At 73.3% G+C, this 24,517-nt stretch carries 23 protein-coding genes; 11 read left to right on the top strand and 12 right to left on the bottom strand.

The genetic code is table 11. The features are described from left to right. Positions 1–118 precede the first annotated feature (118 nt). Entirely contained in the window at positions 119–1,021 is a 903-nt protein-coding gene (locus ACK8HX_RS10185) for a hypothetical protein (RefSeq protein ID WP_411940580.1), read from the top strand. 102 nt (positions 1,022–1,123) lie between these two features. Here the strand turns inward: ACK8HX_RS10185 and ACK8HX_RS10180 are convergent, their stop codons facing one another. The 4 genes from ACK8HX_RS10180 to ACK8HX_RS10165 form a co-directional block, all read right to left on the bottom strand. Then, entirely contained in the window at positions 1,124–1,981 is an 858-nt protein-coding gene (locus tag ACK8HX_RS10180; RefSeq protein ID WP_411940579.1) for a tryptophan 2,3-dioxygenase, read from the bottom strand. A gap of 52 nt (positions 1,982–2,033) precedes the next feature. Further along, a complete protein-coding gene (locus tag ACK8HX_RS10175) occupies positions 2,034–2,618 on the bottom strand; it encodes a GDYXXLXY domain-containing protein (RefSeq protein WP_411940578.1) in 585 nt (194 codons plus the stop codon). Continuing rightward, a complete protein-coding gene (locus tag ACK8HX_RS10170) occupies positions 2,615–3,856 on the bottom strand; it encodes a DUF2157 domain-containing protein (protein WP_411940577.1) in 1,242 nt (413 codons plus the stop codon). The genes ACK8HX_RS10175 and ACK8HX_RS10170 overlap by 4 nt, the downstream gene beginning before the upstream one ends. Before the next feature lie 79 nt (positions 3,857–3,935). Then, on the bottom strand, positions 3,936–4,877 hold the full coding sequence (locus ACK8HX_RS10165) for a DMT family transporter (protein WP_411940576.1): 942 nt from the start codon (positions 4,875–4,877) through the stop codon (positions 3,936–3,938). A 31-nt stretch (positions 4,878–4,908) separates the two neighbouring features. Between ACK8HX_RS10165 and ACK8HX_RS10160 the strand changes: the two genes are divergently transcribed. The 4 genes from ACK8HX_RS10160 (at position 4,909) to ACK8HX_RS10145 (ending at position 8,154) form a co-directional block, all read left to right on the top strand. Then, positions 4,909–5,412 carry a MarR family winged helix-turn-helix transcriptional regulator gene (locus ACK8HX_RS10160; protein WP_411940575.1) on the top strand — a complete coding sequence of 168 codons (504 nt, stop codon included), beginning with the start codon at positions 4,909–4,911 and terminating at the stop codon, positions 5,410–5,412. Positions 5,413–5,549: 137 nt separating this feature from the next. Further along, positions 5,550–7,337 (top strand): acetyl/propionyl/methylcrotonyl-CoA carboxylase subunit alpha, encoded by a 1,788-nt coding sequence (locus ACK8HX_RS10155; RefSeq protein ID WP_411940574.1) that lies wholly within the window; start codon positions 5,550–5,552, stop codon positions 7,335–7,337. Positions 7,338–7,484: 147 nt separating this feature from the next. Then, on the top strand, positions 7,485–7,862 hold the full coding sequence (locus ACK8HX_RS10150) for a DUF6916 family protein (protein WP_411940573.1): 378 nt from the start codon (positions 7,485–7,487) through the stop codon (positions 7,860–7,862). A gap of 1 nt (position 7,863) precedes the next feature. Then, positions 7,864–8,154, top strand: a complete 291-nt coding sequence (locus tag ACK8HX_RS10145; protein WP_411940572.1) for a DUF6916 family protein — start codon at positions 7,864–7,866, stop codon at positions 8,152–8,154. On the opposite strand, the gene ACK8HX_RS10140 is transcribed toward ACK8HX_RS10145, so the two are convergent. The 7 genes from ACK8HX_RS10140 to ACK8HX_RS10110 all read right to left on the bottom strand — a co-directional run bounded on the left by ACK8HX_RS10140 (position 8,133) and on the right by ACK8HX_RS10110 (position 17,229). Next, on the bottom strand, positions 8,133–8,660 hold the full coding sequence (locus ACK8HX_RS10140; protein WP_411940571.1) for a GNAT family N-acetyltransferase: 528 nt from the start codon (positions 8,658–8,660) through the stop codon (positions 8,133–8,135). The genes ACK8HX_RS10145 and ACK8HX_RS10140 overlap by 22 nt on opposite strands. A 1-nt stretch (position 8,661) precedes the next feature. Beyond that, positions 8,662–9,189: a phage tail protein gene (locus tag ACK8HX_RS10135; protein WP_411940570.1), complete on the bottom strand. Its 528-nt coding sequence runs from the start codon at positions 9,187–9,189 to the stop codon at positions 8,662–8,664. 7 nt (positions 9,190–9,196) lie between these two features. Beyond that, complete coding sequence (locus tag ACK8HX_RS10130; RefSeq protein WP_411940569.1) at positions 9,197–9,706, bottom strand: phage tail protein; 510 nt, start codon at positions 9,704–9,706, stop codon at positions 9,197–9,199. 16 nt (positions 9,707–9,722) lie between these two features. Next, complete coding sequence (locus ACK8HX_RS10125) at positions 9,723–10,229, bottom strand: phage tail protein (RefSeq protein WP_411940568.1); 507 nt, start codon at positions 10,227–10,229, stop codon at positions 9,723–9,725. 27 nt (positions 10,230–10,256) lie between these two features. Continuing rightward, positions 10,257–14,795 carry an Ig-like domain-containing protein gene (locus ACK8HX_RS10120; protein WP_411940567.1) on the bottom strand — a complete coding sequence of 1,513 codons (4,539 nt, stop codon included), beginning with the start codon at positions 14,793–14,795 and terminating at the stop codon, positions 10,257–10,259. 449 nt (positions 14,796–15,244) lie between these two features. Next, positions 15,245–15,523 (bottom strand): antitoxin, encoded by a 279-nt coding sequence (locus ACK8HX_RS10115; protein ID WP_411940566.1) that lies wholly within the window; start codon positions 15,521–15,523, stop codon positions 15,245–15,247. A 302-nt stretch (positions 15,524–15,825) separates the two neighbouring features. Beyond that, positions 15,826–17,229 (bottom strand): NAD(P)H-quinone dehydrogenase, encoded by a 1,404-nt coding sequence (locus ACK8HX_RS10110; RefSeq protein WP_411940565.1) that lies wholly within the window; start codon positions 17,227–17,229, stop codon positions 15,826–15,828. A 234-nt stretch (positions 17,230–17,463) separates the two neighbouring features. On the opposite strand from ACK8HX_RS10110, the gene ACK8HX_RS10105 reads away from it, so the two are divergent. Genes ACK8HX_RS10105 through ACK8HX_RS10090 form a run of 4 tightly spaced genes read left to right on the top strand, consistent with a single transcriptional unit; the run spans position 17,464 to position 21,422 of the window. Then, the gene (locus tag ACK8HX_RS10105; protein WP_411940564.1) at positions 17,464–18,612 is read left to right on the top strand and encodes an ABC transporter substrate-binding protein; all 1,149 of its coding nucleotides are present in this window, start codon (positions 17,464–17,466) and stop codon (positions 18,610–18,612) included. Continuing rightward, positions 18,605–19,498, top strand: a complete 894-nt coding sequence (locus ACK8HX_RS10100; protein WP_411940563.1) for an ABC transporter permease — start codon at positions 18,605–18,607, stop codon at positions 19,496–19,498. Before ACK8HX_RS10105 ends, ACK8HX_RS10100 begins: the two co-directional genes overlap by 8 nt. Then, positions 19,495–20,346 carry an ABC transporter permease gene (locus ACK8HX_RS10095; protein WP_411940562.1) on the top strand — a complete coding sequence of 284 codons (852 nt, stop codon included), beginning with the start codon at positions 19,495–19,497 and terminating at the stop codon, positions 20,344–20,346. The genes ACK8HX_RS10100 and ACK8HX_RS10095 overlap by 4 nt, the downstream gene beginning before the upstream one ends. Next, a complete protein-coding gene (locus ACK8HX_RS10090) occupies positions 20,343–21,422 on the top strand; it encodes an ABC transporter ATP-binding protein (protein ID WP_411940561.1) in 1,080 nt (359 codons plus the stop codon). The genes ACK8HX_RS10095 and ACK8HX_RS10090 overlap by 4 nt, the downstream gene beginning before the upstream one ends. On the opposite strand, the gene ACK8HX_RS10085 is transcribed toward ACK8HX_RS10090, so the two are convergent. Continuing rightward, positions 21,353–21,571, bottom strand: a complete 219-nt coding sequence (locus tag ACK8HX_RS10085; protein WP_411940560.1) for a hypothetical protein — start codon at positions 21,569–21,571, stop codon at positions 21,353–21,355. The genes ACK8HX_RS10090 and ACK8HX_RS10085 overlap by 70 nt on opposite strands. Before the next feature lie 333 nt (positions 21,572–21,904). On the opposite strand from ACK8HX_RS10085, the gene ACK8HX_RS10080 reads away from it, so the two are divergent. Further along, the gene (locus ACK8HX_RS10080; RefSeq protein ID WP_411940559.1) at positions 21,905–22,744 is read left to right on the top strand and encodes a purine-nucleoside phosphorylase; all 840 of its coding nucleotides are present in this window, start codon (positions 21,905–21,907) and stop codon (positions 22,742–22,744) included. Continuing rightward, positions 22,680–24,428: a phospho-sugar mutase gene (locus ACK8HX_RS10075; RefSeq protein WP_411940558.1), complete on the top strand. Its 1,749-nt coding sequence runs from the start codon at positions 22,680–22,682 to the stop codon at positions 24,426–24,428. Before ACK8HX_RS10080 ends, ACK8HX_RS10075 begins: the two co-directional genes overlap by 65 nt. Positions 24,429–24,517: the final 89 nt, after the last annotated feature.

Below are 24,517 nucleotides of genomic sequence, written 5' to 3'. Positions count from 1 at the left end.
CTGGAGAGCCGATGGCCACCCCTCGGACCGTCGTCCACAGGGGTGGCCCTCCGGACGCGTCCTCCACAGCCCGGGGCGGAGGCTGTCCCCGGCCATACGCGACCGTCAGGGTCTCGGCATGGCCACACCGCGGATCCGGCTCCCGGACCAGCTCTTCGCCGGTCCGTTCACGCTGGAGCGGGCGCGCGACCTCGAGCTGTCCCGAGGACGGTTGCGCGGCTCCGACCTCGTCGCCCCGACGCGAGGCGTGCGCCGCCGGGCCGACCTCGACGTCGACCACCTCACCCATGCGCAGGCGTTCGCGATGGCCCTCCCGCCCGACTGCGCCTTCAGCCACACCACCGCCGCGCGCCTGCATGGCCTGCCGACGCCGCTCGCCTGGGCGGGACACGCGGAGGTGCTCGACGTCATGCGCGCCGACGACCGCCCGCGCATCGAGCGTTCCGGTTGCCGCCACCACCGGGGACTGGGCGACCGGGAGGTGCACGTCGTCGCCGGGCTGCGCGTGACGTCAGCACTCGACACGTGGTGCGACCTCGCTGGCCGGTGGGACCCCGCCCACCTGCTGGCGGCCGCCGACGTCCTGCTCCGTCGCCGACACACCACGGGCGACGGGATGCGCACCGCCGCCTCCGCCCGCACCGGACGGCGTGGAGCCGCGGACCTCCGGGCCGTCGCGGCCCTGGCCCGCTCGGCGTCGGCCTCGCCCGGCGAGAGCGTCGCGCGCTGGTGGTTCGCCATGTGGGGGCTACCCGAGCCCGAGCTCAACGCCGCGGTCCGCGACGAGCACGGCGGCTGGCTCGCGACGAGCGACTTCGTGTGGCGCCGGCAGCGGGTCGTCGGCGAGTACGACGGGGACGTCCACCGCACCGACCGCCGCACCTGGCAGCGAGACCGCGAGCGACGCGCCTCCATCGAGGACTCGGGCTGGGCCTACGTCGACATGACCGCCCTGTCCTTCTCGAGCGCCCCGCGCCGGGAGACACTCCGCCGCCGGCTCACCCGCCTGCTGCTCCCCTGAGATGCCGTGAGGGGTGGGAAAGGGCGCCTCGGGCACCGGACGAGCAGCCACTCGCCACCCTTCGCCGGACCCACCCCGCGGCCGAACGCACGAACGCCGGCCTCAGACGCGGGTGCGGACGGCGTACAGCTCGGGGAAGAACGTGAGGTCGAGGGCGCGCCGCAGGAAGTCGACGCCGCTGCTGCCGCCGGTCCCCTGACGCTGTCCGATGGTGCGCGAGACGACCTGGAGGTGCCGGAAACGCCACTGCTGGAACAGGTCCTCGATGTCGACGAGCTCCTCGCAGGTCTCGTAGACGCCCCAGTGCGAGGCCGGGTCGGCGTAGACCTCGGCGACGACGTCGACGAGCGCCTCGGACATCCGGTAGGGCTGGGTGATGTCTCGCTCGAGCACCTCGGCCGGCACCGCGTAGCCCTGACGGGCGAGGTGGCGGAGGAACTCGTCGTACAGCGTCGGCTCGCCGAGCAGCCGCTGCAGCCCCGCGTGCTCCTCCGGCGAGTGCTCGAACACCCGCACCATGTCGGCGTTCTTGTTGCCGAGGAGGAACTCCACCGCGCGGTACTGGTGGCTCTGGAACCCCGAGCTCGTCGCGAGGAAGGGCCGGATCTGCGCGTACTCGCTCGGGGTCAGCGTGGCGAGGACGTCCCACTGCTCGACGAGCTGCTTCTGCACGTGTTTGACCCGCGCGAGCCGCTTGAGGGCGGGCGCGAGCTCGTCGGACGCGAGCAGGGAGCGCGCCGAGTGCACCTCGTGGAGGAGCAGCTTGAGCCAGAGCTCGGCCACCTGGTGCTGGACGATGAAGAGCAGCTCGTCGTGCTGCGCGGGCTCGCTGCGCGGGTGCTGGGCCGACAGCAGGGTCGGCAGGTCGAGGTAGTCGCCGTACGACATGGCCCGGCTGAAGTCGGTGGAGATGCCCTCCTCGAGGGCGCGCTGGGCACGGTCGACGGCGTCGCTGCTCATGCGCGCATCATGCCGGGCCTCGGGCGCCCCAGCGTCCGGCGGCACGCGCGCGTCAGCGGGGGTCGACGCCGACGAGGGCAGCGTTGCCGCGCCCGTCGACCCGCAGCGTCGCGACCGCCGTCCCGGCGCGCACCGCGTCCTCGAGGGCGCGCGCCTCGTCCTGCGGCAGGAACCAGCTCTCGATGCCACAGTCCAGGCGCCAGTCGGAGTCGTCGCAGCGCAGGTAGAGCCCGTCGGTCGGGCGAGTGCGCTGGACCGGACCCCCGACCCAGACCTCGCCCTCGCGCGTGAGCGGGACGAAGGCCTCGCCCCGCTGCTCGTCGACGGCCTTCTGCTCGGCGTCGGTGAGCGGCTCGGACCGGCCACCTGGCTGGTCGGGCAGGTCCGGGTAGGCCAGGTCGACGTAGGCGCCCCGGAACGGGTCGACGGGGTCGACGGGCGCGACGCGCAGCCGGACCTCCTCGCCGGTGAGCCGCGCCGCCAGCGGCGACCACACCGCCACGACGACGAGCGCGAGCTGGACGAGGACGACGACGAGGACGGCGATCCGGCGGCGGCGGATGCCCTCGGGCAGGGCGGCGGGAGGCTGGGCGGGCGGGTTCGGGGGGAGCACCTCGGTGCCGGGGGACGTCGTCATGACCGGGCCTCCTTCGCCTCGCGGACGAGCCGTCGTCGGCCACGGTCGGCCAGGACCCCGGTGACGAGGAGGACGACGCCGACGACGAGGAACAAGGTGGCGCCGGAGAGGATCGGCGCGAAGACGGCGAAGGCCTGGGTCGTGACGAAGACGACGAGGGCGGCGGTCGCCATCCAGGTGAGGCGTCCGGTGTCGCGCAGCCCGCCGAGCACCGCGTACCCGCTCGCCACGAGCAGGTAGGCGGCGACGGAGAGGAAGGCCCGCAGCCACATCCCGGCCGAGAGGTCCTCGGGCGACATCGAGTCGGTCTCGTAGCGCCACAGCGCCAGCCCGACGGTCATCGCGAGGGCGACCGCGGCGAGGGCGACCTCGAGGCGGTCGTGCCGGTCGCCGCGCAGGGCCGCGAGGGCGCCGAGGACGACGGCCGCGCCCAGGCCGGCCCAGAGGGCCCACGAGGTCGCGGGCTCGCCCCACGCGTACGGGAGGGCGGCGACGAAGAGGGCCACCAGGGCGAGGGCGGCGCCGACCTCGCGCCAGGGCACGGCCAGCTCGCGCCGGCCGAGGGCTGCGGTGCCGACCCCCAGGGCGACCGCCGCGAGAGCGGCCGCACCCAGGGCCGTGGAGACCGAGAAGGCGTCGTCGGCGACGTCACCGACCTGCCAGACGAACCATGCCGCGAGCAGCCCGACCCCGAGGACGAGCGGGGCGACGCCCCGCACGGCGTACGCCCACAGGACCGCCCCGAGCCCCCACACGCCGAGGAGCAGCGGCTCGTACGCGGGCACCTGCAGGCTCTGGGCGGCCTGGAAGACGACGGCCCCGAAGGCACCGGCGGCGAGCAGCCGCACGGCACCGACGACCGGTGAGGCGACGTCGCCCTCGCGGTCGCGCCGGGTGGCGAGCAGCTCGGCCGCGACGACCAGGCCGAGCCAGATGAGGACCATGAGGCCGAACCGGGTGAGCGGGGCCATCGCGTCGAGGTTGGAGGCGACGAGCCAGATGAGGCCCAGCCCGACGAAGCAGGCACCCAGGGTGAGGACGATGCGCGCGAGCGTGACCTTGCGGACCTCGACGTAGCGGGAACGGATCGACGCGGCCGTCCGGTCGTCGACGATGCCCTCGGCGTGCCACGCGCGCAGCTCGGTCTCGAGCCAGTGGAGCTGGGCCGGGCTGGCGGCGTGCAGCGTGGGGTCTCGGTGCGCGGGAGCGTCAGGTGCGGCGGCGGGGGGCGCGGTCATCGCGGGCTCCTGGGGTCAGGCACCCTCGTGGGTGCCCCTCCATCGTCCTCCCGGCCGCGACACGCCGCCATGAGCACCGCTACTCAGCGGCGTGTCTGGTCCGCCACAGTCGAGGTGAGGTCAGGGGCTCGACGCGCCGAGCGAGGACCCGGCGGACCGGCGCCTGGGCCACGAGGACGCTGCCGAGCGTCACGGCCATCGCGACGAGGTGCACCGGGCCGAACGGCTCGCCGAGGAGGGCGACCCCGAGCGTCGTGCCGACGACGGGGTTGACGAGGCCGACCATCGCGACGGCGCCGGCCTCCATCCGGGTGAGACCCCGGAACCACAGGACGTAGCCGAGCGCGGTGCCGGCGAGCCCGAGGTAGGCGAGGGCGGCGACGGCGGCGAGGTCGAGCGCCGGCGGGGGCCCTTCGACCCCCCAGGCGAGCGGGACGAGGAGCAGTCCGCCCGCGACGAGTTGCCACGAGGTCGTCGTCAGCACGTCCGAGGGCGGCGCCCACCGCTTGACGAGGACGAACCCGACCGAGGACGACACGACCGCCCCCAGCACCGCCGCCACCCCGACCGGGTCGACCGGGCCGGACCGGTCGACCTGCTGGACGAGGGCGAGGACCCCGCCGACGCCTGCGAGCGCGGCGACGACCGTGACGCGGGCCTGCCGCTCGCCGAGGACGAGGAAGGCGACCGCCATCATGACGAGCGGTGCGACGGCGGTCAGGGTCGAGCCGAGGCCGCTCGGCAGCCGGTAGGCGCCGACGTAGAGCAGCGCGAAGAAGACGGCGTGGTTGAGGGCGCCGAGGACGAGCGAGCGGCCCCACCACGCACCGGTCGGCAGCCGCCGCACCCAGAGGAGCAGCAGCAGCCCGGCCGGCAGGACCCGGGCGGCCGCCGCGAAGAACGGGCGGTCGGCCGGGAGCCAGAGCTGGGTCACCGCGTAGGTCGAGCCCCACACGACGGGCGGAACGGCGGTGAGGACGACGGTCCACGGTCCGGCAGTTTTCTCTTCCACGGAAGACATAATACCTTCCACGGAAGATACATTCCCCGCCATGGATCCCTCGAGGCAGACCGACCACGTCGCCCACGTCGTCGACCAGTGGCGGCACGAGCGCCCCGACCTCGACACCTCCCCCCTGCTCGTCATCGGGCGCGTGCACCGGGTCGCGAACGCCCTCACCCCCGAGCTCGTGGCCGTGTACGCCCGGCACGGCCTCGGCGAGGGCGACTTCGACGTGCTCGCGACCCTGCGGCGCCAGGGGGCGCCCTACGCCCTCACACCCGGCGAGCTCGTCGAGCGAACGCTCGTCACGTCCGGCGCTGTCTCGAAGCGGGTCGACCGGCTCGAGGCCCGCGGGCTCGTCGAGCGCCGGCCGAGCGAGACCGACCGGCGGTCACGGACCGTCGTCCTGACGGCGAAGGGGCGAGGCGTCATCGACGCCGCGATGGAGGACCACGTCGCCAACGAGGCCCGACTCCTCGGCGGCCTCGACGCCGCAGAGCGCGAGGCGCTGGCCGCCCTCCTCGGGCGCCTCGCGGCCTCCTTGGGGGTCTGACCGACCCCTGCCGGACCAGCCGGGCGCGGCGCCCGCGCAGCGCCGCCGCGACCCGCGCGAGGACGGCCACGAGTGTGGCGCGGGACGCACCGGGGCCACCGGGTGGGGCCCCACCCGGGCCGCTAGAGTCCGGGACCATGGCCATCTCCACTGTCCTCATCGCGAACCGGGGTGAGATCGCGGTGCGCATCGCGCGGGCGTGTCGCGACCACGGGCTGCGCTCGGTCGCCGTGTACGCCGAGCCCGACCGCGACGCCCTGCACGTCCGGGTCGCCGACGAGGCGCACGCGCTCGGGGGCACGACACCGGCCGACTCGTACCTGCTTCAGGACAAGCTCATCGAGGTCGCGCGGGCTGCCGGGGCCGACGCAGTCCACCCCGGCTACGGCTTCCTCGCCGAGAACGCCGAGTTCGCCCAGAAGGTCATCGACGCCGGACTGACGTGGATCGGCCCCGGCCCGGAGGCGATCGACGCCCTCGGTGACAAGGTCAAGGCGCGGCACATCGCCCTCGCCGCGAACGCCCCGCTCGTCCCGGGCACCAAGGACCCCGTCTCCGGCCCCGAGGAGGTCGTCGCGTTCGCGACCGAGCACGGCCTGCCGGTGGCGATCAAGGCGGCCTACGGCGGCGGTGGCCGCGGTCTCAAGGTCGCCCGGACGATGGAGGAGATCCCCGAGCTCTACGAGTCCGCCGTCCGCGAGGCCGTCACCGCGTTCGGTCGCGGCGAGTGCTTCGTCGAGCGCTTCCTCGACCGCCCGCGCCACGTCGAGACCCAGTGCCTGGCCGACCGCCACGGCACCGTCGTCGTCGTCTCCACCCGCGACTGCTCGCTGCAGCGCCGCAACCAGAAGCTCGTCGAGGAGGCGCCCGCGCCGTTCCTCACCGAGGCCCAGCACGCCGAGCTCCTGCGCGCCTCGAAGGAGATCCTCAAGGCGGCGGGCTACGTCGGTGCCGGCACCTGCGAGTTCCTCGTCGGGCCTGCCGGCGACATCTCCTTCCTCGAGGTCAACACCCGCCTCCAGGTCGAGCACCCGGTCTCCGAGGAGGTCACCGGCATCGACCTCGTCCGCGAGCAGTTCCGCATCGCCGACGGCGAGGCCCTGGGCTACCCCGACCCCGAGCCGCACGCGCACTCCATCGAGTTCCGGATCAACGGCGAGGACGCCGGCCGCGGGTTCCTGCCCGCGCCCGGCACCGTCACGACGATGGTCGTCCCCCACGGCCCGGGCGTGCGCTGGGACTCCGGGATCGTCGAGGGCGACACCGTCGCCGGCGCGTTCGACTCGATGATCGCCAAGCTCGTCGTCACCGGCCGTGACCGCCAGCAGGCGCTCGAGCGGGCCCGCCGGGCGCTGGCCGAGCTCGTCATCGAGGGGATGCCCACCGTCACCCCGTTCCACCGTGCCGTCGTCGCCGACCCCGCCTTCGCCCCGGCCGAGGCCGACGATCCGTTCTCGGTGCACACGCGCTGGATCGAGACCGAGTTCGACAACACCATCACGCCCTGGTCCGGGCCGTCGGCCGACGCACCCGAGGCCGAGGAGCGCCAGACCGTCGTCGTCGAGGTCGGCGGCAGGCGCCTCGAGGTCTCCCTCCCCGGCGGGCTGTCGCTCGGCGGCGGCAACGGCGGCAACGGCGGCGCCGGCGCGGCCCGCAAGAAGGCCCCGCGGCGCAGCTCGGGCGGCAAGGCCGGGGCCGCGGCCTCGGGCGACTCGCTCACCGCGCCGATGCAGGGCACCATCGTCAAGATCGCCGTCGAGGACGGTGCCACCGTCGCCCAGGGCGACCTGGTCGTCGTCCTCGAGGCCATGAAGATGGAGCAGCCCATCACCGCGCACAAGGCCGGGACCATCTCCCGGCTCACCGCCGAGGTCGGGGCCACCGTCACCAACGGCGCGGTCCTCTGCGAGATCACCGACGCCTGACACCGAGAGGTGCCCGCGCCCCCGGCCCATCGAGTCGGACCGGCAGATGGTCCTTTCGGGCCGGTGACAGCCGCATCCCCGCCCGGCACACTGGGAGCCTGACGCACCCCTTGGGTGCGCCTTCGCGCGCAGAGAGACGAGGCCCCCATGACCGCTCCCCCACGTCGGACCGTCATCTCGGGCTCCGCGGTTGCGGTCGTCGGCGCCGTGGGCGCAGGTACGGCACCCGCTGCACACGCGGCGCGTCCGGCCACCGACCTGCTGCGCCGGTCGCGGTTCACGCAGCACGTCGGGTCGACGTTCACGATGACGTCGCCTGCCGGGCGCTGGTCGGTCGTGTTGGATGCCGTCGAGGACCTGGCGCCCGGTGGGGTCCCCGGGGCGGAGAAGCAGTTCGCCGCGGCGTTCTCCGGCGCGGGCCCGGGTGACGGGGTCTACTCCTTCGCCCGTAAGGGTTTCGCGGCGACACCGCTGTTCATCGTGGCGAGTGGGGGCGGTGGCCTCGCCACCGTCAACTGCATCTGACGTGGACCTCGCGACTGCGGGCCCGTCGCACTTCGAGCCGCTCGTCGACACGCCGTGGCGCGCCGCCCTGCCCGACGGCGATGCCCTCGACCTCGTCCTGGTCGCGGTCGAGCGGGCTTCCAGCGGAACCGGACCACGCTCCTTTCGCCTGGTGTTCCGCGGCGGCCCCACCCCACCGCTGCCGCAGGGCATGATGTCGCTGACCCACGAGACGGCTGGCTCCCTCGAGCTGTTCCTCGTGCCGGCGGCCCCCGACGCTGACGGTCCTCTCTACGTGGCCGTGTTCGGCTGAACGGCAGCGCCTTCCGCGCGCCTGGAGGTCTCCGGCGCCTGCCCAGCCGTCCGGCCCATCAGCACGTGCACCCCGTCCTCGCGCAGGGTCCGGAACCCGAGGCGCTCGTACAGTCGTCGCGCCCGGCTCGCGGCAACGACGTGCAGCGTGACCGGCAGGCGGGCATCTTCCGCCTCGTCCAGGACCCGGCGCAGCACGGTGGTCCCGATGCCGCGGCCCTGCTCCTCGGGCACCACGGCGATGTCGACGACCCGGACGCCCTCTGCTCTCCGGTCGAGAACGAGTCGGCCGACCGGGCAGCCGTCGCGCACGAGCACCCTGTCGTCCGCCGCGGGCGCGGTCAGCCCCCAGGCGACCTGGCGCGCACGGTACTGCTGCTCGAGAAAGGAGCGCAGCGCTTCCGGGGTCCATCCGAGCAGCGAGAACTCGTCGGACCTGTTCGCAGCGTAGAGGTCGAGCAGGAACGGCAGATCGCCGTCGACCGTCGGCCGGGAGGTCAGCGTCACCTCAGGTGCGGGGCGGGTAGATGCCCTGGAGCGCGATGCAGAAGTTGACGACGAGGTAGGGCGCCAGGTTGTTGTGCGGCTGGTTCCCGCCGGACGGCCCGAGGGAGGCCGCTGCGAGCAGGGCGGCCGGCGCGCCACCGGGGGCCGCATACGAGTTGACCCCGCCGCTCTGGTTGGCGAACAGCTCACCCGAGGGGGATCGGGCGAAGGCGGCGGCAGCGGACGCCGCCAGAGCATGCGTGTGGACGGGGACCTCGCTCTCCAGCAGGGTGACCGCACTGCTGCCACCGGTCTCCCCGAGGACACGGTCGGACAGTCCCGGACCCTGGCCCGGGTGCACCGGCACGCAGCCCTGCAGGTCCGGGAGCGCGAAGGTCGACGTGCCGTTTCCCCCGTAGAAGGTGCCGAGCAGCGAGAACAGGGCCGTGTTCTGCGAGATGGGCAGGAGCTGCCCGTCACAGAACGCCCAGCCCCTGGGTGCGAAGTTGAAGGGGAACAGCCGGATCTCGGCGATGAAGGGGTCGGTCATGGTGTCCTCAGCTCGGGGAGGGGAAGATGCCGAAGAGCGAGATGATGAAGGCCACGCAGAGGTACGGCTGCATGTTCTCGTGCGGCTGCGAGCCCCCCACGGGCGAGATGCTCTGGGGCGTCAGCGTCGTCAGCGGCGCATCGCTGCCGTAGGCGGAGGCGGCCACCTCGGGCATCGTCCCGGGCACTCCACCCGCCGGACTGGTCGCCGACGCGTTCGCGGCCGATCCGACGAGGGGGTGGGTGTGGACCGGGATCTGCTGCGAGGTGAGGGTGACCGACTCGACCCCTCCGGTCTCGGCCAGGACGAGCCCGCTGCCCTGGTGCACCGGCATCCGGCCCCGCAGGTCCGGCAGGCCGAAGGTGCTCTGCCCGTCGCCGCCGTAGGTCGTGCCGATGAGCTGGAAGAGCGTCTCGTTCTCGCTGATGGCCAGCAGCTGGCCGTCGCAGAACATCCACCCCGCGGGCGCGAAGCTGCCGGCGAAGATCCTGATCTCCCCCACGAACGGCTGACCCATGGCGTGCCTCCTGCTGTCAGTTGGGAGAGGGGAAGATGCCCTGGAGGGCGATGCAGAAGCTGACGGTGAGGAAGGGCTGCCGGTTCTCGTGGGCCTGGCTGCCCCCGACGTTTCCCAAGGCGTTGGGGGCCATGGTCACCGGCGCCCCGGGAGGGGAGTACGCCGCCGACCCCGTGCTCGCCGCGAGGCCCACGGTGGGCCCCACGAGGCGGCCGGTGGCGGACGCGGTCGTGCCCACCACCGTGTGGGCGTGGGTGGGCAGCTCGGCGATCGAGAGGGTGTGCGCCTGCTCCCCGCCTCGCTCCCCGAGCGTGTGCCCGTCGCCCTCGTGGACGGGTGCGCGGGCCCGCAGGTCCGGCAGCGCGAAGTTGACCCGCCCGTCGCCGCCGTAGGTCGTGCCGAGCAGCGAGAACAGGGCCTGGTTCTGGTTGATCGGCAGCAGCTGGCCGTTGCACAGGGCCCAGCCGCGGGGGGCGAAGACGAACGACATCAGCCGGATCTCGGAGAGGAAGGGCTCGGACACGGTGGCTCCTCGGGGTCGCCTCGACGGTCAGAAGGGCAGGGTGCAGGGCACGAAGTTGTTCCCGCTGATGACGTAGGCACCGCTTGTTCCGTAACCGCCCGTCCCGAGCGCGCTCGCGGGGTTGCTGTTCGAGACGTGAGAGACGACGCCGGCCTGCAGGGTTGGGCTGCTGACCAGCCCGACCACGCCGAAGTCGTTGATCGCCGCGTCGGCGCCCTGCTTGCGCAGGCCGATCCCGGGCGCCCGGTCGCCGGTCGCGCCGTTGACACTGCCGGCAGTCGTGTTCGACTGGATCTGCAGGCAGACGCTGGCGTCCCCGGCGGCGAGGTCACCGGAACGCACGACGATGCCCGCCTCACCCGCCAGCTCCACCGGTGCGGCCACGGTGTTGTTCTGCACCCGCGTCCGCAGCGTGCCGCTGTCGCGGGTGAGGAGGAAGATGCCGGTGCTCTTGCTCGCGCTCACGGTGTTGCCGTCGACGGTGAGGTCGAGGACGGCACTGTTGAGGTCGGCAGGCCCGACCACCGTCTGCTTGGCGGCACCGGCGGTGATGCCGAAGGCCCCGTCGACGTGGCCCGCCCCCGGGCTGACCCGGTTGCCCGTCACCTGCGACACCAGCGTGGCCGACCCCGTCGAGTTCACCGAGATGCAGTTGCCCCGGTTGGCGCCGAGCGGCTCACCGGCGGTGCCGTTGGCCTGCACGTCGACGAAGCCGGTGCCGCGCCCCGCGACACTGACGTAGATGCAGTTGGTGTTCATCGGCACCGCATCCGACGCTCCGCGCACGACGTTGCCCGAGACGAGCACCTTGGCGCCGGCGCCGGCGCCGAGCGTCGTCGCCGGGGCAGCCAGTCCGGAGACGTTGCCGCCGTAGAGGAGGATGCCGCCACCGGACGGGAAGTGGAGCACGCGGTTGTCCGCGATCGACGCGGTCGTCACACCGGATGCGGCGCTCGCCGAGCCCAGGGACTGCACGATGACGCCGTGGCCCTTCGACGTCGCGGTTGAGGTCGTGCTCTGGATGAGGTTGCCGCTGACCGTGAGCGAGGAGATCGTGCCGCTCTCGTTGTAGACGTCGACGCCGCTGCCGTAGGCGTTCTCGAGCACCGAGTTCGAGACGTTCACGGCACCGGACAGGTTCGTCACACCGGCCGAGACCGCGTTGAAGGCGAGGTTGGCACTGGCGTTGTCACTGCCCGTGAGCCCGCTGCCGCTGACCCTTCCGTTCGTGAAGGTGAACCCGGAGACGCTGGTGCCCCGGACACCGGCGGCCGTCGGCACGTTGAGGACCGAGACGTTGTTGAACGACGGGGTCCTCGTGTTCGTCAGGACGATGCCGGCGCCCGTCGTCGCCTGGATCGTCCCACCGGACGCGTCGCCGCCCTGGACCACCGAGCCGGTTCCCGTGACGGACAGGCCCGCCGTTGCGCCGGTGTTGGTGAGCCGGATCCCGTTGACGGCACCGTTCGCGCTCGCGGAGCGGAACGTCATCCCGGCGGCGCCGATCGTCGTGTTCTCCACGACCACCGCCCCGCCCGTGGTGCTCGTTGCGGTGTTCGTCGAGCCGGCGACCGTCACCGTGCCGCCGCCGGTCGCCGAGAACGCCGGCGTGGTCGTCGTCGAGAGGGCGAGGGCTCCGGTGAACGCGATCGTGGCGCCGGTGTTGCCGGACAGCTCGACGCCCTTGCCGGTGATGGCCCCGGACACGGCCACGGTGGACCCGGTCCGGCCGCTCACGGCCAGGGACCGCGCGGTGCTCGTGGTCACCGAGGCGCCGACCGAGATCGCGCCCGAGCCGGCTCCCGACAGGTCGATGCCGTCGGCGCCGGAACCGGAGATGGTCACGTTCCCGCTGGAGCCGATCGTCGCGGTGCCGATGCCGACGCCGTGGACCCCGTCGCCGGAGGCGTTCGCGATGTCGATGCCGGACACCGTCGTGACGTCGGCGAGGTCGACGCCGTTGCCGGAGGCGTTCGTCAGCACCGGCGCGGTGGCGCCCGCAGGGAGCAGCGGCATGGGGCCGACGGTCACGCCTGCGCGCTCGCCGAGCAGCGACTGGTTCGCCTCCAGGCGCAGCCCGCCCGCGTACGTGGCGTTCCCGGTCCAGACGAAGATCGTCTCGCCGGTGCCGTCGAGGTCGGCCGACGGGTCGGCCCCGTTGAGCGCGGTGAGGCTCGTGAGGGGCGACGTCGAGCGACCGTCGGGCGTGGCCGTCGTGGAGGAGTTGTCGACCCACCAGATGAGCGCCCCGGTGATCGCGACCTGCACCGTGCCCGCCGTCGTCGCGGTGCCGTCGGTGACGCGGTAGGTGAAGGAGTCGGTCTGGTTCTTGTCACCGACCCCCGGGAGGAACGTGAAGTTGCCGGCGGTGTCGATGGTGGCCGTCCCGCCTCCGGCGGAGGTCACCGTCTCGGCGACCGCCGTGACCGTGTCCCCGTCCTCGTCCGAGTCGTTCGCGGTGAGGACCGACCCGGTGACCGCCACGCGCGGCGCCGGCGTGCCGGGCAGGTTGAGCGCGAACATGGTGTTGCCGACCGCGCCGGTGTAGCTGTCGGGGAGCGTCCTCGGTGCGTCGTTGACGTCGTTGACGGTGACGGTGAAGAGCCGGTCGGCACCCAGTGCCGGCGTGCCGTCGTCAGTGACGCGCACGCAGACCTCGTACGAGCTCTTGACCTCGTAGTTGAGGACCACTGCGGTGACGAGGTCGCTACCGGAGACGGCGAAGGCCGCCGCGTCTGGGTAGGTGCCGCCGCAGCCGCTGGACTCGACGCTGTAGGTGAGGGCCTGCGGCGGGGTGTCCTCGTCACTGGCGCTCAGGGCCCCGACCGTCGTGCCGGCCGGCTCGTTCTCGTCCACGGACCGGGGGCTCAGGGCGAGGCTCGTCGGCGCCTCGTTGACGTCGGTCACGGTCACGGTCAGGACCTTCGTGAAGGTTCCGCCCGCGCTGTCCTCGGTCTGCACGCGGACCGAGCGCGTGGCCCCGTCCTCCGCGCTGAGGACGGCGGCCGTCTCGAGCGAGGTCCCGTCGACCTGGAACAGGCCGTTGTCGGTGTCGCCCGTGCCGCTGACGAGCGTGTAGGTGAAGGTGTCACCGGGGTCGGCGTCGGTCGTGCTCAGCGAGCCCACGGTCGTCCCGGGGGGCTGGTTCTCGGCGACGGCGCTCGGGGAGAGGGCGATGTCGGTCGGGTCGCTGTTCGAGGCGGTCGTGAAGGAGACCTCGAGGTCGGAGGCCGGGTGGTCCGGCGGGTCCACGGTGTCGCTGTCGCTGATGGCGGTGGCCGAGCCGGTGAGCGTGCACGCGCTCGACTTCGGCAGCGCGGCGGTCGGTGTCACGACGAGGGTGAGGGCGGGACCGGGGTCGAAGGTCACCGCGACGGGGCTCGCGCCGCACTCGAGCGAGAACGCACCGGCTGCGGCGGTGACGTACTCGCTGAAGGTCACCGACAGCGTCGTGCTGGGGCTCACGTCGACCGCTCCGTCGACGGGCGACGTCGAGACCACCGTCGGGGCGGCGTCCTCGGTGACGAAGACGACGCTCCGGTCGGTCGCCATGACGTCCGGGGGGTCGCCGGCGTCGACGTCGTGCACCTTGCTGCCCGTCACCACGAGGTTGCAGGTGCTGCCGCCCGGCAGCGTGGCGACGGGGTCGACGGTGACGGTGGAGGTGCCGCTGCCGGTGACGCCGAGCGCGAGGCCTTCGCTGTCACCGCACGTGAGGGACACCGCCCCCGGGTCCAGGTCGACCGGCTCGCTGAAGGTCAGCTCGAGGTCACCGTCGACGGCGACACCGGTGGCGAGGTGCGCCGGGGTCGTGGACGTCAGCGTCGGCGCGGTGTCGACCCTGAAGGACACGCGCGGGTTCGTCGCCATCGTGTCCGGGGGGTCGAGGGTGTCGACGTCGCTGACGGCGCTGCCGGTCACGTCGACGGTGCACGTGGCCCCCTCGGGCAGTGCGGCGATGGGTGAGAGCTGCAGCGTCGTCCCGGGGCTCCCCGTGAGGACGGTCGCCAGCGGTCCACCCCCACACGCGAGGACGAACGCGGAGGCGGGGGCGCTGACCGCCTCCGAGAACGTCAGCCTCACGGTCGCCGTCGTGGCGACCCGGGTGGCACCGTCGGCCGGCGTGCTCGACGCGAGCGTCGGCGCGGCGTCGTTCGGCGTGACCTGGTACGCGGTCTCGGTGGCGAGGCACTGGGACGGGTCGGTGACGTACCGCAGCACACGGGTGGCGTTGTCCGCGCAGAAGGTCACGACCCCGCTCGTCGGCGGGAGGGTCAGTGTGCGGGCCGGGGGCTTGCACTGGGAGAACGACGTGACGTACCTCGACGAGCCCGACGGCTGGACGCAGACGAGGACCGGACCGGGCTTCATCTGGATCTTCGTCTCGTTCTTCGTGCACTGCGAGAGCGAGGTGACCACGCGGAGCTGGCCGTTGCTCTTGAGGGCGCACGCGAAGGACAGCTCCGGCGGGGTGGTCCCGTTGGCGGCGGCCCCCTGGAGGGGAACGGCCGCACCGGCCAGCACGAGGGCGACGATCGCGACGAGACGGACGAGCAACGAGCGCATTCGGACTCCCTGCCCGTACCGCCTCACGGGCGCAGCCCCGCCTGGTCAGTGCCGCGCCCCCCGGACGTGCCGCGGGCTCGCCGAACGTAGCACCGGCGCCGGGTGGCGGGACATAGTCACATCGGGCCATGCGGCACGTGCGAACTGCCCACTCCTGCGCCCGGACTCGCTCAGCCGTCACCAGCCGGCACGGAGCGCGGCTGCGGGTCGTCCCAGGTTCCGGGGGCCGGGTTCGGCGCGGTCGTCGGCTCCGTCACCGGCGGCGGCGCGTCCGGGGTGGGCGCCGGCTGGTCCGGCTCGGTCGGCGGGACGTCGGGCGTCGACCCCGGGTCCTTCAACGGCTGCTGACCAGTCATCGGTCCTACTCCCTCGCTCCGTGCACGGCGCTGCGGACCCTCGTCACGCTAGACCGGCGGACGGGCGACAGGGGGTTGCGGGACCCGCGGGCCTCAGCCCGCCGTGGGCGGCGGGGGCGGGGGCGGGGGCGGGGTGCTGGTGACGCCGGGGCGCTGTGTGCCGGTCGTGGGCAGGCCGAGGGACTTGCGCAGGGCGCTGCTGCCCTTGCCGACCTTGGCGTCGTACTTGCCGTGGGTGCGGCTGCTCACGGTCGCCTCGACGCGGTCGAGCGCCTTCGCCACCTGGTCGGGGTTCTGGCGGGCGTAGTCACGGGCCTTCATGGCGGCTGCTCCCGCCATGGCGATGAGGGACTTCGTGGGGATCTTGGCCATCGGTGTGCCTTCGGTGTGGTGTCGGCAGGGTCTGACACCGTAACCCGTCAGGCGGTCCCGGAGTTCCGCGGCGAGCAGGCGAAGCACGCCACCCCCGTGGGGAGGGGACCGTGGGGGGTGACGTGCGGTCCGGGGCGACGCTGCACCCGAGACCCGTCACCGACTCGCCCCGACGAGGGGGCCGCGTCGGTGACGGCTCCTCTGGTGGCGCGACCGTAGCAGCGCCGGGCGCGGCTGCCCATGGCCCGATCGAGCCATCCGAGCGGGCGGACGGCGAGGGCTCCCGCTCCGTCCGGGCAGGCTCAGCCGGTGGCGTGCAGGCGGCGCGCCGCCTCGGCGATCGAGCCCGAGAGCGAGGGGTAGACGGTGAACGTCGAGGCGACCTGGTCGACGTTGAGCCGGTGCTGGACCGCGAGCGTGACCGGGAAGATCAGCTCGGAGGCTCGCGGGGCGACGACCACACCGCCGATGACGGCCCCGGAGCCCTTCTGCGCGAACAGCTTCACGAATCCGTCGGTGATGCCGAGCATCTTGGCCCGCGGGTTGCGACCGAGGGCGAGCGTGAGGACGTCGGCGTCGACGCGCTCCTCGTCGACGTCCTTCTGGGAGACCCCGACCGTGGCGATCTCCGGGTCGGTGAAGATGTTCGCCGAGACGACGCCGAGGGCGAGCGGGGCCACCGCGTCGCCGAGGGCGTGCGACATCGCGATCCGGCCCTGCATCGCGGCGACCGAGGCGAGCGGCAGCACCCCGGTGCAGTCGCCGGCTGCGTAGACACCCCGGACCGAGGTGCGCGACACCCGGTCGACGGCGACGTGGCCCGAGGGGAGGAGGTCGACCCCGACCTCCTCGAGGCCGATCCCCTGCGTCTGGGCGACCGACCCGACCGCGAGGAGCGCGTGCGACCCGGCGACCTCGCGGCCGTCCTCGAGCCGGACGACGACACCGTCGGCGGTGCGCTCGACGGACGCCATCCGCGAGCGGCCGAGCACCTCCATCCCGCGCTTGCGGAACACGTCCTCGATGACCTGCGCGGCGTCCGGATCCTCACCGGGCAGGACCCGGTCGCGCGAGGACACGAGGACGACCTCCGAGCCGAGCCCGAGGTAGGCTTGCGCGAGCTCCGCGCCCGTGACACCCGACCCGACGACGACGAGGCGGCGGGGCAGCTCGCGCAGGTCGTAGATCTGCTGCCACGTGAGGATGCGTTCGCCGTCGGGCTGGGCGCTGTCCACGACCCGCGGCCGGGCCCCCGTGGCGAGCAGGACGATGTCGGCCCCGAGGTCGACGTGCCCCTCGGCGGTCGTGGCGCGGACCAGGGTCGGCGAGACGAGCGAGCCGGTGCCCTCGACGGTGCGCACGCCGACCTCGGCGAGGCGGGCGGCGATGTCGCGGCTCTGCGCGCCCGCGAGGGCGAGGACACGGCGGTTGACCTCCGGGAGGTCGGCGACGGCGTCGGTCACCTCGTCGCCCTCGACGTCCTCGAGGTGCACGCCGAGGTCCGCGGCGGTCTCGAACTCGCTCATGTAGTCGGCGGTCGAGATCAGCGTCTTGCTGGGGACGCAGTCGGTGAGGACGGCCGCCCCGCCGATGCCGTCGCGCTCGACGACGGTGACGTCGGCCCCGAGGTGCGCGGCGACGAGGGCGGCCTCGTACCCGCCGGGGCCGCCGCCGAGGATGACGACTCTGCTGGAGCGCGCGTTCACGGGCCCATCCAACCATCCGGGCGGGCCCCGGCCCGAAGGCCCGGCGCCCCTCGGGAGGGGTGCGCATCGCGCAACGTCTCGGTGCACGGGGGCTGACGAGCAGGTCACGACCCGGGAACGAATGCGCGAAAAGCCAATGGTGCGCTTCCGGACCTTCACCGATGTCCCTACAGTGCGGCTCAGGAGCGACGCCGCTCGATGGCTCGCGCCGCACCCCTTCAGGAGGTCAGGCACATGTCCCACCACATCGGCCGGCGCGCGGGGGTCCTCGCGGCCACCGGGCTCGTCGCCGTCGCGCTCGTCGCGTGTTCCCCGCCCACCGAGAGCGGCTCCGGCAGCTCGGGATCGGGCTCCGCCGCCGCCGGCGACGCCAAGACCGCCACGTCCGCCGCGGACCTCGGCGGGATGGCGGGCCTCGAGGCCGCCGCCAAGAAGGAGGGGGCGCTCAACGTCATCGCGCTGCCGCCGGACTGGGCGAACTACGGCGAGGTCATCAAGGGCTTCCAGGCGAAGTACCCCGAGATCAAGGTCACGAGCGACCAGCCCGACGCCAGCAGCGCCGACGAGATCGCCACCGCCAAGCGGCTGAAGGGGCAGTCCGGCGCTCCGGACGTCTTCGACCTCGGTGCCGCGGTCGCCCTCGCGAACACCGACATGTTCGCCCCGTACAAGGTCTCGACGTGGGACGACGTCCCCGCCGACTTCAAGGACCCGGACGGCAAGTGGATCAACGACTACGGCGGCTACATGAGCATCGGCTACGACTCCGCCAAGGTCCCCGCGCCGACGAGCGTCAAGGACCTCCTCAAGGCCGACTACAAGGGCAAGGTCGCTCTCAACGGCAACCCGACCGAGGCCGGCGCCGCCTTCGCGGGCGTGCAGATGGTCTCCATCGCCGAGGGTGGCACGGCCGGCGACCTCGCCAAGGGCGTCGAGTTCTTCAAGCAGCTCAAGGCAGCGGGCAACTTCCTGCCCGTCGACCCGACCGCCGCGACCGTCGAGTCGGGGCAGACCCCGCTCGTCATCGACTGGGACTACCTCAACGCGGCGTACGCGGCGAAGCTCCCGACGTGGAAGGTCTACGTGCCGAAGGAGGCCGTCGTGGCCGGGTACTACTACCAGGCGATCAACGTCGACGCGCCGCACCCGGCCGCCGCGCGCCTGTGGCAGGAGTACCTCTACAGCGACGAGGGCCAGAACCTCTGGCTCAAGGGTGGGGCCCGCCCCGTCCGCTTCGACGCGATGCAGAAGGCCGGCACGCTCGACGCCACGGCCGCCGCGGCGCTGCCCGCCGTCGAGGGCACGCCGGTCGTCCCGACCCAGGCCGACTCCGACACCGGCAAGAAGTACCTCGCCGACAACTGGGCCAACGCGGTTGGCTGACAGGGTCCGTTCCCGACCCGCGGGGGCGCTCGGACGGCTGCGGCCGTCCGGCGCCCTCGTGGGCGTCGTACCGTTCTTCGCGTACACGACGGTCTTCCTGCTCATCCCGACGCTCGTCGTGGTCATCGGGGCGTTCCTCGACGGGTCGAACCGACCGACCCTCGGCAACCTCGAGGGCCTGACCTCGCCGTCCGTCGTCCGCGGCCTGACCCAGTCGCTCGTCCTCTCGGCGGTCACGGCCGTGGGCGGCGCCCTCATCGGCGCGCTCCTCGCCTATGCCGTGAGCACCGCGCGGGAGGGGTCGGTCACCAAGCGGTTCGTCACCTCGCTGTGCGGTGTGCTCGCCCAGTTCGGCGGTGTCGCACTGGCGTTCGCGTTCATCGCGGCCTTCGGGACCACCGGTCTGCTGACCGTGCTCCTCGGAAAGGTCGGCGTCAGCACCGGCACGGGGATCTGGCTCTACGAGTGGGACAAGGGCCTCATGCTCGTCTACCTGTACTTCCAGATCCCGCTCATGCTCATCGTCTTCCTCCCCGCGGTCGAGGGCCTGCGCCCGCAGTGGCGCGAGGCCACCGAGACCCTCGGGGGGACGTCGTGGACGTACTGGCGCCGCGTGGCGGCCCCCATCCTCCTGCCGTCTTTCGTCGGCGCGACGCTGCTGCTGTTCACCAACGCGTTCTCCGCGTACGCCACCGCCGCCGCACTCGTCTCCCAGGGCTCGCCGCTCATCCCGCTCCAGATCGCCGCGACCTTCCGCTCCGAGGTCATCCTCGGACAGGAGAACCTCGGCAAGGCGATGGCCCTGGCCATGGTCGTCGTCGTCGCGGTCGTCATGGCCCTGTACGCGTGGCTCGACAAGCGGGCCAGCCGCTGGATGCAGCGATGAGCGGGCAGCGGGCGGCGTTCCACCGCCGGCAGCGGCTCTTCCGGTGGCTCGTCCTCACGGTCGTCCTCACCTTCTTCACCCTTCCCCTCCTCGCGATGCTCGACTTCACGACGCAGGGACCGGGCGGGGTGGGGCGCACGCTCGACACGTGGCGGACGCTGGCCGACGTCGACGCGGTGACGCTCGAGTACCCGGCGCTGCGCGAGGGCTTCCTCGCCTCGCTCGGGCTCACCGTCATCACCGTCGTCGTCATGCTCCTGCTCCTCGTCCCGACGATGACCTGGGTGCGGCTGCGCCTGCCCGGACTCTCGCGCACGGTCGAGTTCATCTGCCTGCTGCCGCTCACGGTGCCGGCGATCGTCCTCGTCGTCGGGCTCACCCCCGTCTACGCGTGGGTCTACTACCTCCTCGGCGACTCGACCCTCTGGCTCGGGCTCGCCTACGTCGTCCTCGTCCTGCCGTACGCGTACCGCGCCATCGACGCCGGCCTCCGCTCGATCGACGTCCGGACCCTCGCCGAGGCCGCACGGTCGCTCGGCGCCGGCTGGGGCACGGTGATGTGGCGCGTCATCCTCCCCAACCTGCGCACCGCGGTGCTGTCCGCGTCCTTCCTGTCCGTGGCCCTCGTCCTCGGTGAGTTCACGATCGCGAACCTGTTCTCCAAGAAGAACCTCCAGGTCGCGATGTACGAGCTCGGCAAGTCCGACTCGAAGGTCTCGGTCGCCGTCGGGCTGGCCTCGCTCGTGTTCGTCGCGGCGATCCTCTTCGCGATGTCGTTCGTCGGCAGCGGTCGCGCCGGCACCGCCCCGTTCTCCCGACTCCGTCGTCGCAAGGAGCCCTCCGCATGACCACCTCGACGCCCACGCGCACCGGCACCGCCGTGCAGCTCACCGACCTGCGGCGGGTCTACGGCGGGGTCGCCGCGCTGGACGGCCTCACCCTGCACCTCGAGCCGGGCGAGCTCGTCGCCCTCCTCGGGCCCTCCGGGTGCGGCAAGACCACCGCGCTGCGCTGCCTCGCCGGGCTCGACGACCCGACGAGCGGCACCATCGAGGTCGGCGGCCGCGACGTCACCGGCATCCCCACGAACAGGCGCGACATGGGGATGGTCTTCCAGGCGTACAGCCTCTTCCCGCACATGACAGCGCGACAGAACGTCGAGTTCGGCCTCGAGCTGCGCAAGCGCGACAAGGCGTCCCGGCGGGCCCGGGCCGCCGAGATGCTCGACCTCGTCGGACTCGGCGCGCACGCCGACAAGTTCGCCCACCAGATGTCCGGCGGGCAGCAGCAGCGCGTGGCCCTGGCCCGCGCCCTCGCCATCGAGCCGCAGGTGCTCCTGCTCGACGAGCCGCTGTCGGCGCTCGACGCCAAGGTCCGCACCCAGCTGCGCGACGAGATCCGCCGCATCCAGCTCGAGGTCGGCACGACGACGCTGTTCGTCACGCACGACCAGGAGGAGGCGCTGGCCGTCGCCGACCGGGTGGGGGTGATGTCGGTGGGCCGGCTCGAGCAGCTGGCCTCCCCCGACGAGCTCTACAACGCCCCCGTCACCCCGTTCGTCGCCGACTTCGTCGGGCTGACCAACCGCCTGAGGGCACGCATCGCCGACGGGCGGGCGCACGTGCTCGGTGGGTCGGTGCCGCTGCTGCCGGGGTCCGCGTCGGGGCCGGAGGCGGTCGTGCTCGTCCGGCCGGAGGGCGTACGGGTCGAACGGGCCCCGGAGGGAACGGTGTCCGACGGGTCGTCCGCGACCGTCGTGTCGGCGAGCTTCCTCGGCGGGCACGGCCGTGTCATCGCGCGGACCGGGTCCGACGAGCTCGTCACCGTGCAGGTGTCGAACACCGACGTCACCGACTACGCGCCCGGCGACCCCGTGCGCCTTTCCCCGCGCGGCGACGCCGCCCTCGCCGTGACGACCGACTGACCGTCGGCCCGGCGGGCCAGGCGGTCGCCGGCCACGACGAGCAGCGCCACCGTGAGCCCCACCGCGGCGAGGGCGGTGGCCACGCCGAGGGGCTCCTCGACGGCGAACGTCGGGATCATCCGGTCCGGGACCGCCAAGGCGAAGACCATCGCGGTTCCCGAGCCGAGCCACGAGCCAGGTGGCGGTGGGGCCGGTCTCCCTTTCGGCGGGGTCGAGACCGAGCGAGCGGACGAGGCCGTCGAAGCCGTCGCCGAGGACGGCCCCGGCCGCGGCGAGCCGCTTCGCCCCGAGTGCCGTGAGGCGCAGCTCGCGGCGGTTGCCACACCTTGCCGATGCAGGACGTCGACGGTCGGCGCCCCCTCGGCACCTCAAGGAGCGACCTACCGCCTGGTCAGGGTCGTGATCACAGCACTGACCAGGCGGTAGGTCGCGCTCGAGGCGGGGCGTAGGAGGGCGGACGCCGCGTCGGTAGGCTCCCCTGCGTGACCGAGAGCGCCGCCAGCCACGACCTGTCCGACCCGAGCACCGACCCGTTCGCTGTCGCCGAGGCGGCCGCGGCCGTCATCCGCGAGCGCACCGGCGTCGAGCGCCACGACGTGGCCCTCGTCCTCGGCTCCGGGTGGGGCCAGACGGGCGACCTCATCGGCGAGACCCTGGCGACCATCGAGAACACCGACGTCCCCGGGTTCGGCCGGGCCGCGGTGGCGGGCCACAGCGGGCAGATGCGCTCGGTCGCCATCGGCGACACCGGACGCAGGGCCCTCGTCTACGGCACGCGCACCCACTTCTACGAGGGCCGTGGCGTCCGGGCGGTCGTCCACGGCGTGCGAACGGCCGCCGCGGCGGGCTGCACGACGATCGTCATCACGAATGGCTGCGGCGGCGTCCGGCCCGAATGGGCCCCCGGCACACCGGTGCTCATTCGCGACCACATCAACTTGACGGCCCACTCCCCCATCGAGGGCGCGAACTTCGTCGACCTCACCGACCTGTACTCGCCGCGGCTGCGCGCCGTCGCCCAGGAGGTCGACCCGGCCCTCGAGGAGGGCGTCTACGTCCAGTTCCGCGGCCCCCACTACGAGACCCCGGCCGAGGTGCGGATGGCCAGGACGATCGGCGGCGACCTCGTGGGCATGTCGACCGCCCTCGAGGCGATCGCCGCCCGGCAGAGCGGCCTCGAGGTCCTCGGCATCTCCCTCGTCACGAACCCCGCCGCGGGCATCAGCGAGACGCCGCTGAGCCATGAGGAGGTCCTCGATGCGGGGCAGGCGGCCGCCGCACGCTGCGGTCGCCTCCTCGCCGCCGTCGTCGAGCGCATCTGAGGAACCCGTGAGCGACGCCGACCTCCTCGCCGCCGCCCGCACCTGGGCCGCCGACGACCCGGACCCCGCGACGCGTGCCGATCTCGAGTCCCTGGCCGTCCGCGCCGAGGGCGGGGACGCCGAGGCCACGGCCGAGCTGGCCGACGCCATGTCCGGGATGCTCGAGTTCGGGACCGCCGGCCTCCGCGGCCGCCTGGGCGGTGGTCCCAACCGGATGAACCGGGCGGTCGTCATCCGGGCCGCGGCCGGCCTCACCGCGTACCTGCGCACCGTCAGGCCGCAGCCGTTCGTCGTCGTCGGCTTCGACGCAAGGACCAGCTCGGACGTCTTCGCCGCCGACACCTGCGCGGTGGTGACCGGGGCCGGGGGGCGCGCGGTCGTCCTCCCCCGCCCGCTGCCGACCCCCGTCCTGGCGTACGCGATCCGCCATCTCGGCGCCGACGCCGGCGTCATGGTCACCGCGTCGCACAACCCGCCCGAGGACAACGGGTACAAGGTCTACGTCGGCGACGGGTCACAGATCGTCCCGCCCGTCGACGGCCTCATCGCCGCCGAGATCGCCGCCATCGAGTCCGTGGCCTCGGTGCCGCGCGCCGACGACGGCTGGGAGACCCTCGACGACGAGACCCTCGAGTCGTACCTGCGCGACGTCGTGACGGTCGTCGAGGCCGACAGCCCGCGCGAGGTCACGGTGGTCCACACCGCGCTGCACGGCGTCGGCTCGGAGACGGTCCGTCGGGCCTTCGCGGCCGCCGGGTACGCGGAGCCGATCCCCGTCCCGTCACAGGCCGAGCCCGACCCGATGTTCCCCACGGTGTCCTTCCCGAACCCCGAGGAGCCCGGCGCGATGGACGCCGCCCTCGACCTCGCCGAGCAGACCGGCCCCGACGTCGTCGTCGCCAACGACCCCGACGCCGACCGCTGCGCGGTGGCGGTCCCGGGTCCGGGCGGCTGGAGGATGCTGCGCGGCGACGAGGTCGGCGTCCTCCTGGGCTCCCACGTCCTCGCGCGCGGCGCGGCCGGGGGCGTGCGGCCCGACTCCCCCGACTGCGTGTTCGCCAACTCGATCGTCTCCTCGCGGATGCTCGCCGCGATGTGCCGGGCCGCGGGCGTGCGCCACGAGGAGACCCTCACCGGGTTCAAGTGGATCGCCCGGGTCCCGGGCCTGCGCTACGGCTACGAGGAGGCCCTCGGCTACTGCGTCGACCCGGTCCACGTGAGGGACAAGGACGGCGTCTCGGCGGCGCTCCTCGTCGCCGAGCTCGTCGCCACGCTCCGTGCGCAGGGCCGGTCGCTCACCGACCGGCTCGACGACCTCGCCCGCGACCACGGCGTCCACGCCACCGACGCCTTCTCCATCCGGGTCGCGGACCTCTCGCTCATCGGCCTGATCATGGACCGGCTCCGCGCCGAGCCCCTGACGTCGGTGGCGGGCGTCGACGTGACCCGTGCCGACGACCTCGCGCGGGGCGACGGGGGGCTGCCCCCCACCGAGGGGCTGCGCTACTACCTCGCCGACGACTCCCGCGTCATCGTGCGGCCCTCGGGCACCGAGCCGAAGCTCAAGGTCTACCTCGAGGTCGTCGAGCCGGTGACCGGCGAGGACCTCAAGGGCGCCCGCGAGCGCGCGGCCACCCGCCTCGCCGCCGTCCGCGCCGACCTCGAAGCCGCCACCGGCCTCTGAGGCCACCCGCGCCGGGTCAACATCGCCCTATTGGTCGATGTTGACCCAGGCCGGCTCGGGGCGAGGAGTGACAGGATCCGCGGCGCCTC

This window comes from Oryzobacter faecalis, assembly GCF_046764005.1.
Taxonomy (GTDB): domain Bacteria; phylum Actinomycetota; class Actinomycetes; order Actinomycetales; family Dermatophilaceae; genus Oryzobacter; species Oryzobacter faecalis.
Note: the sequence above shows the minus strand (reverse complement) of the source record. Positions and strands in the feature narration are given on the sequence as shown.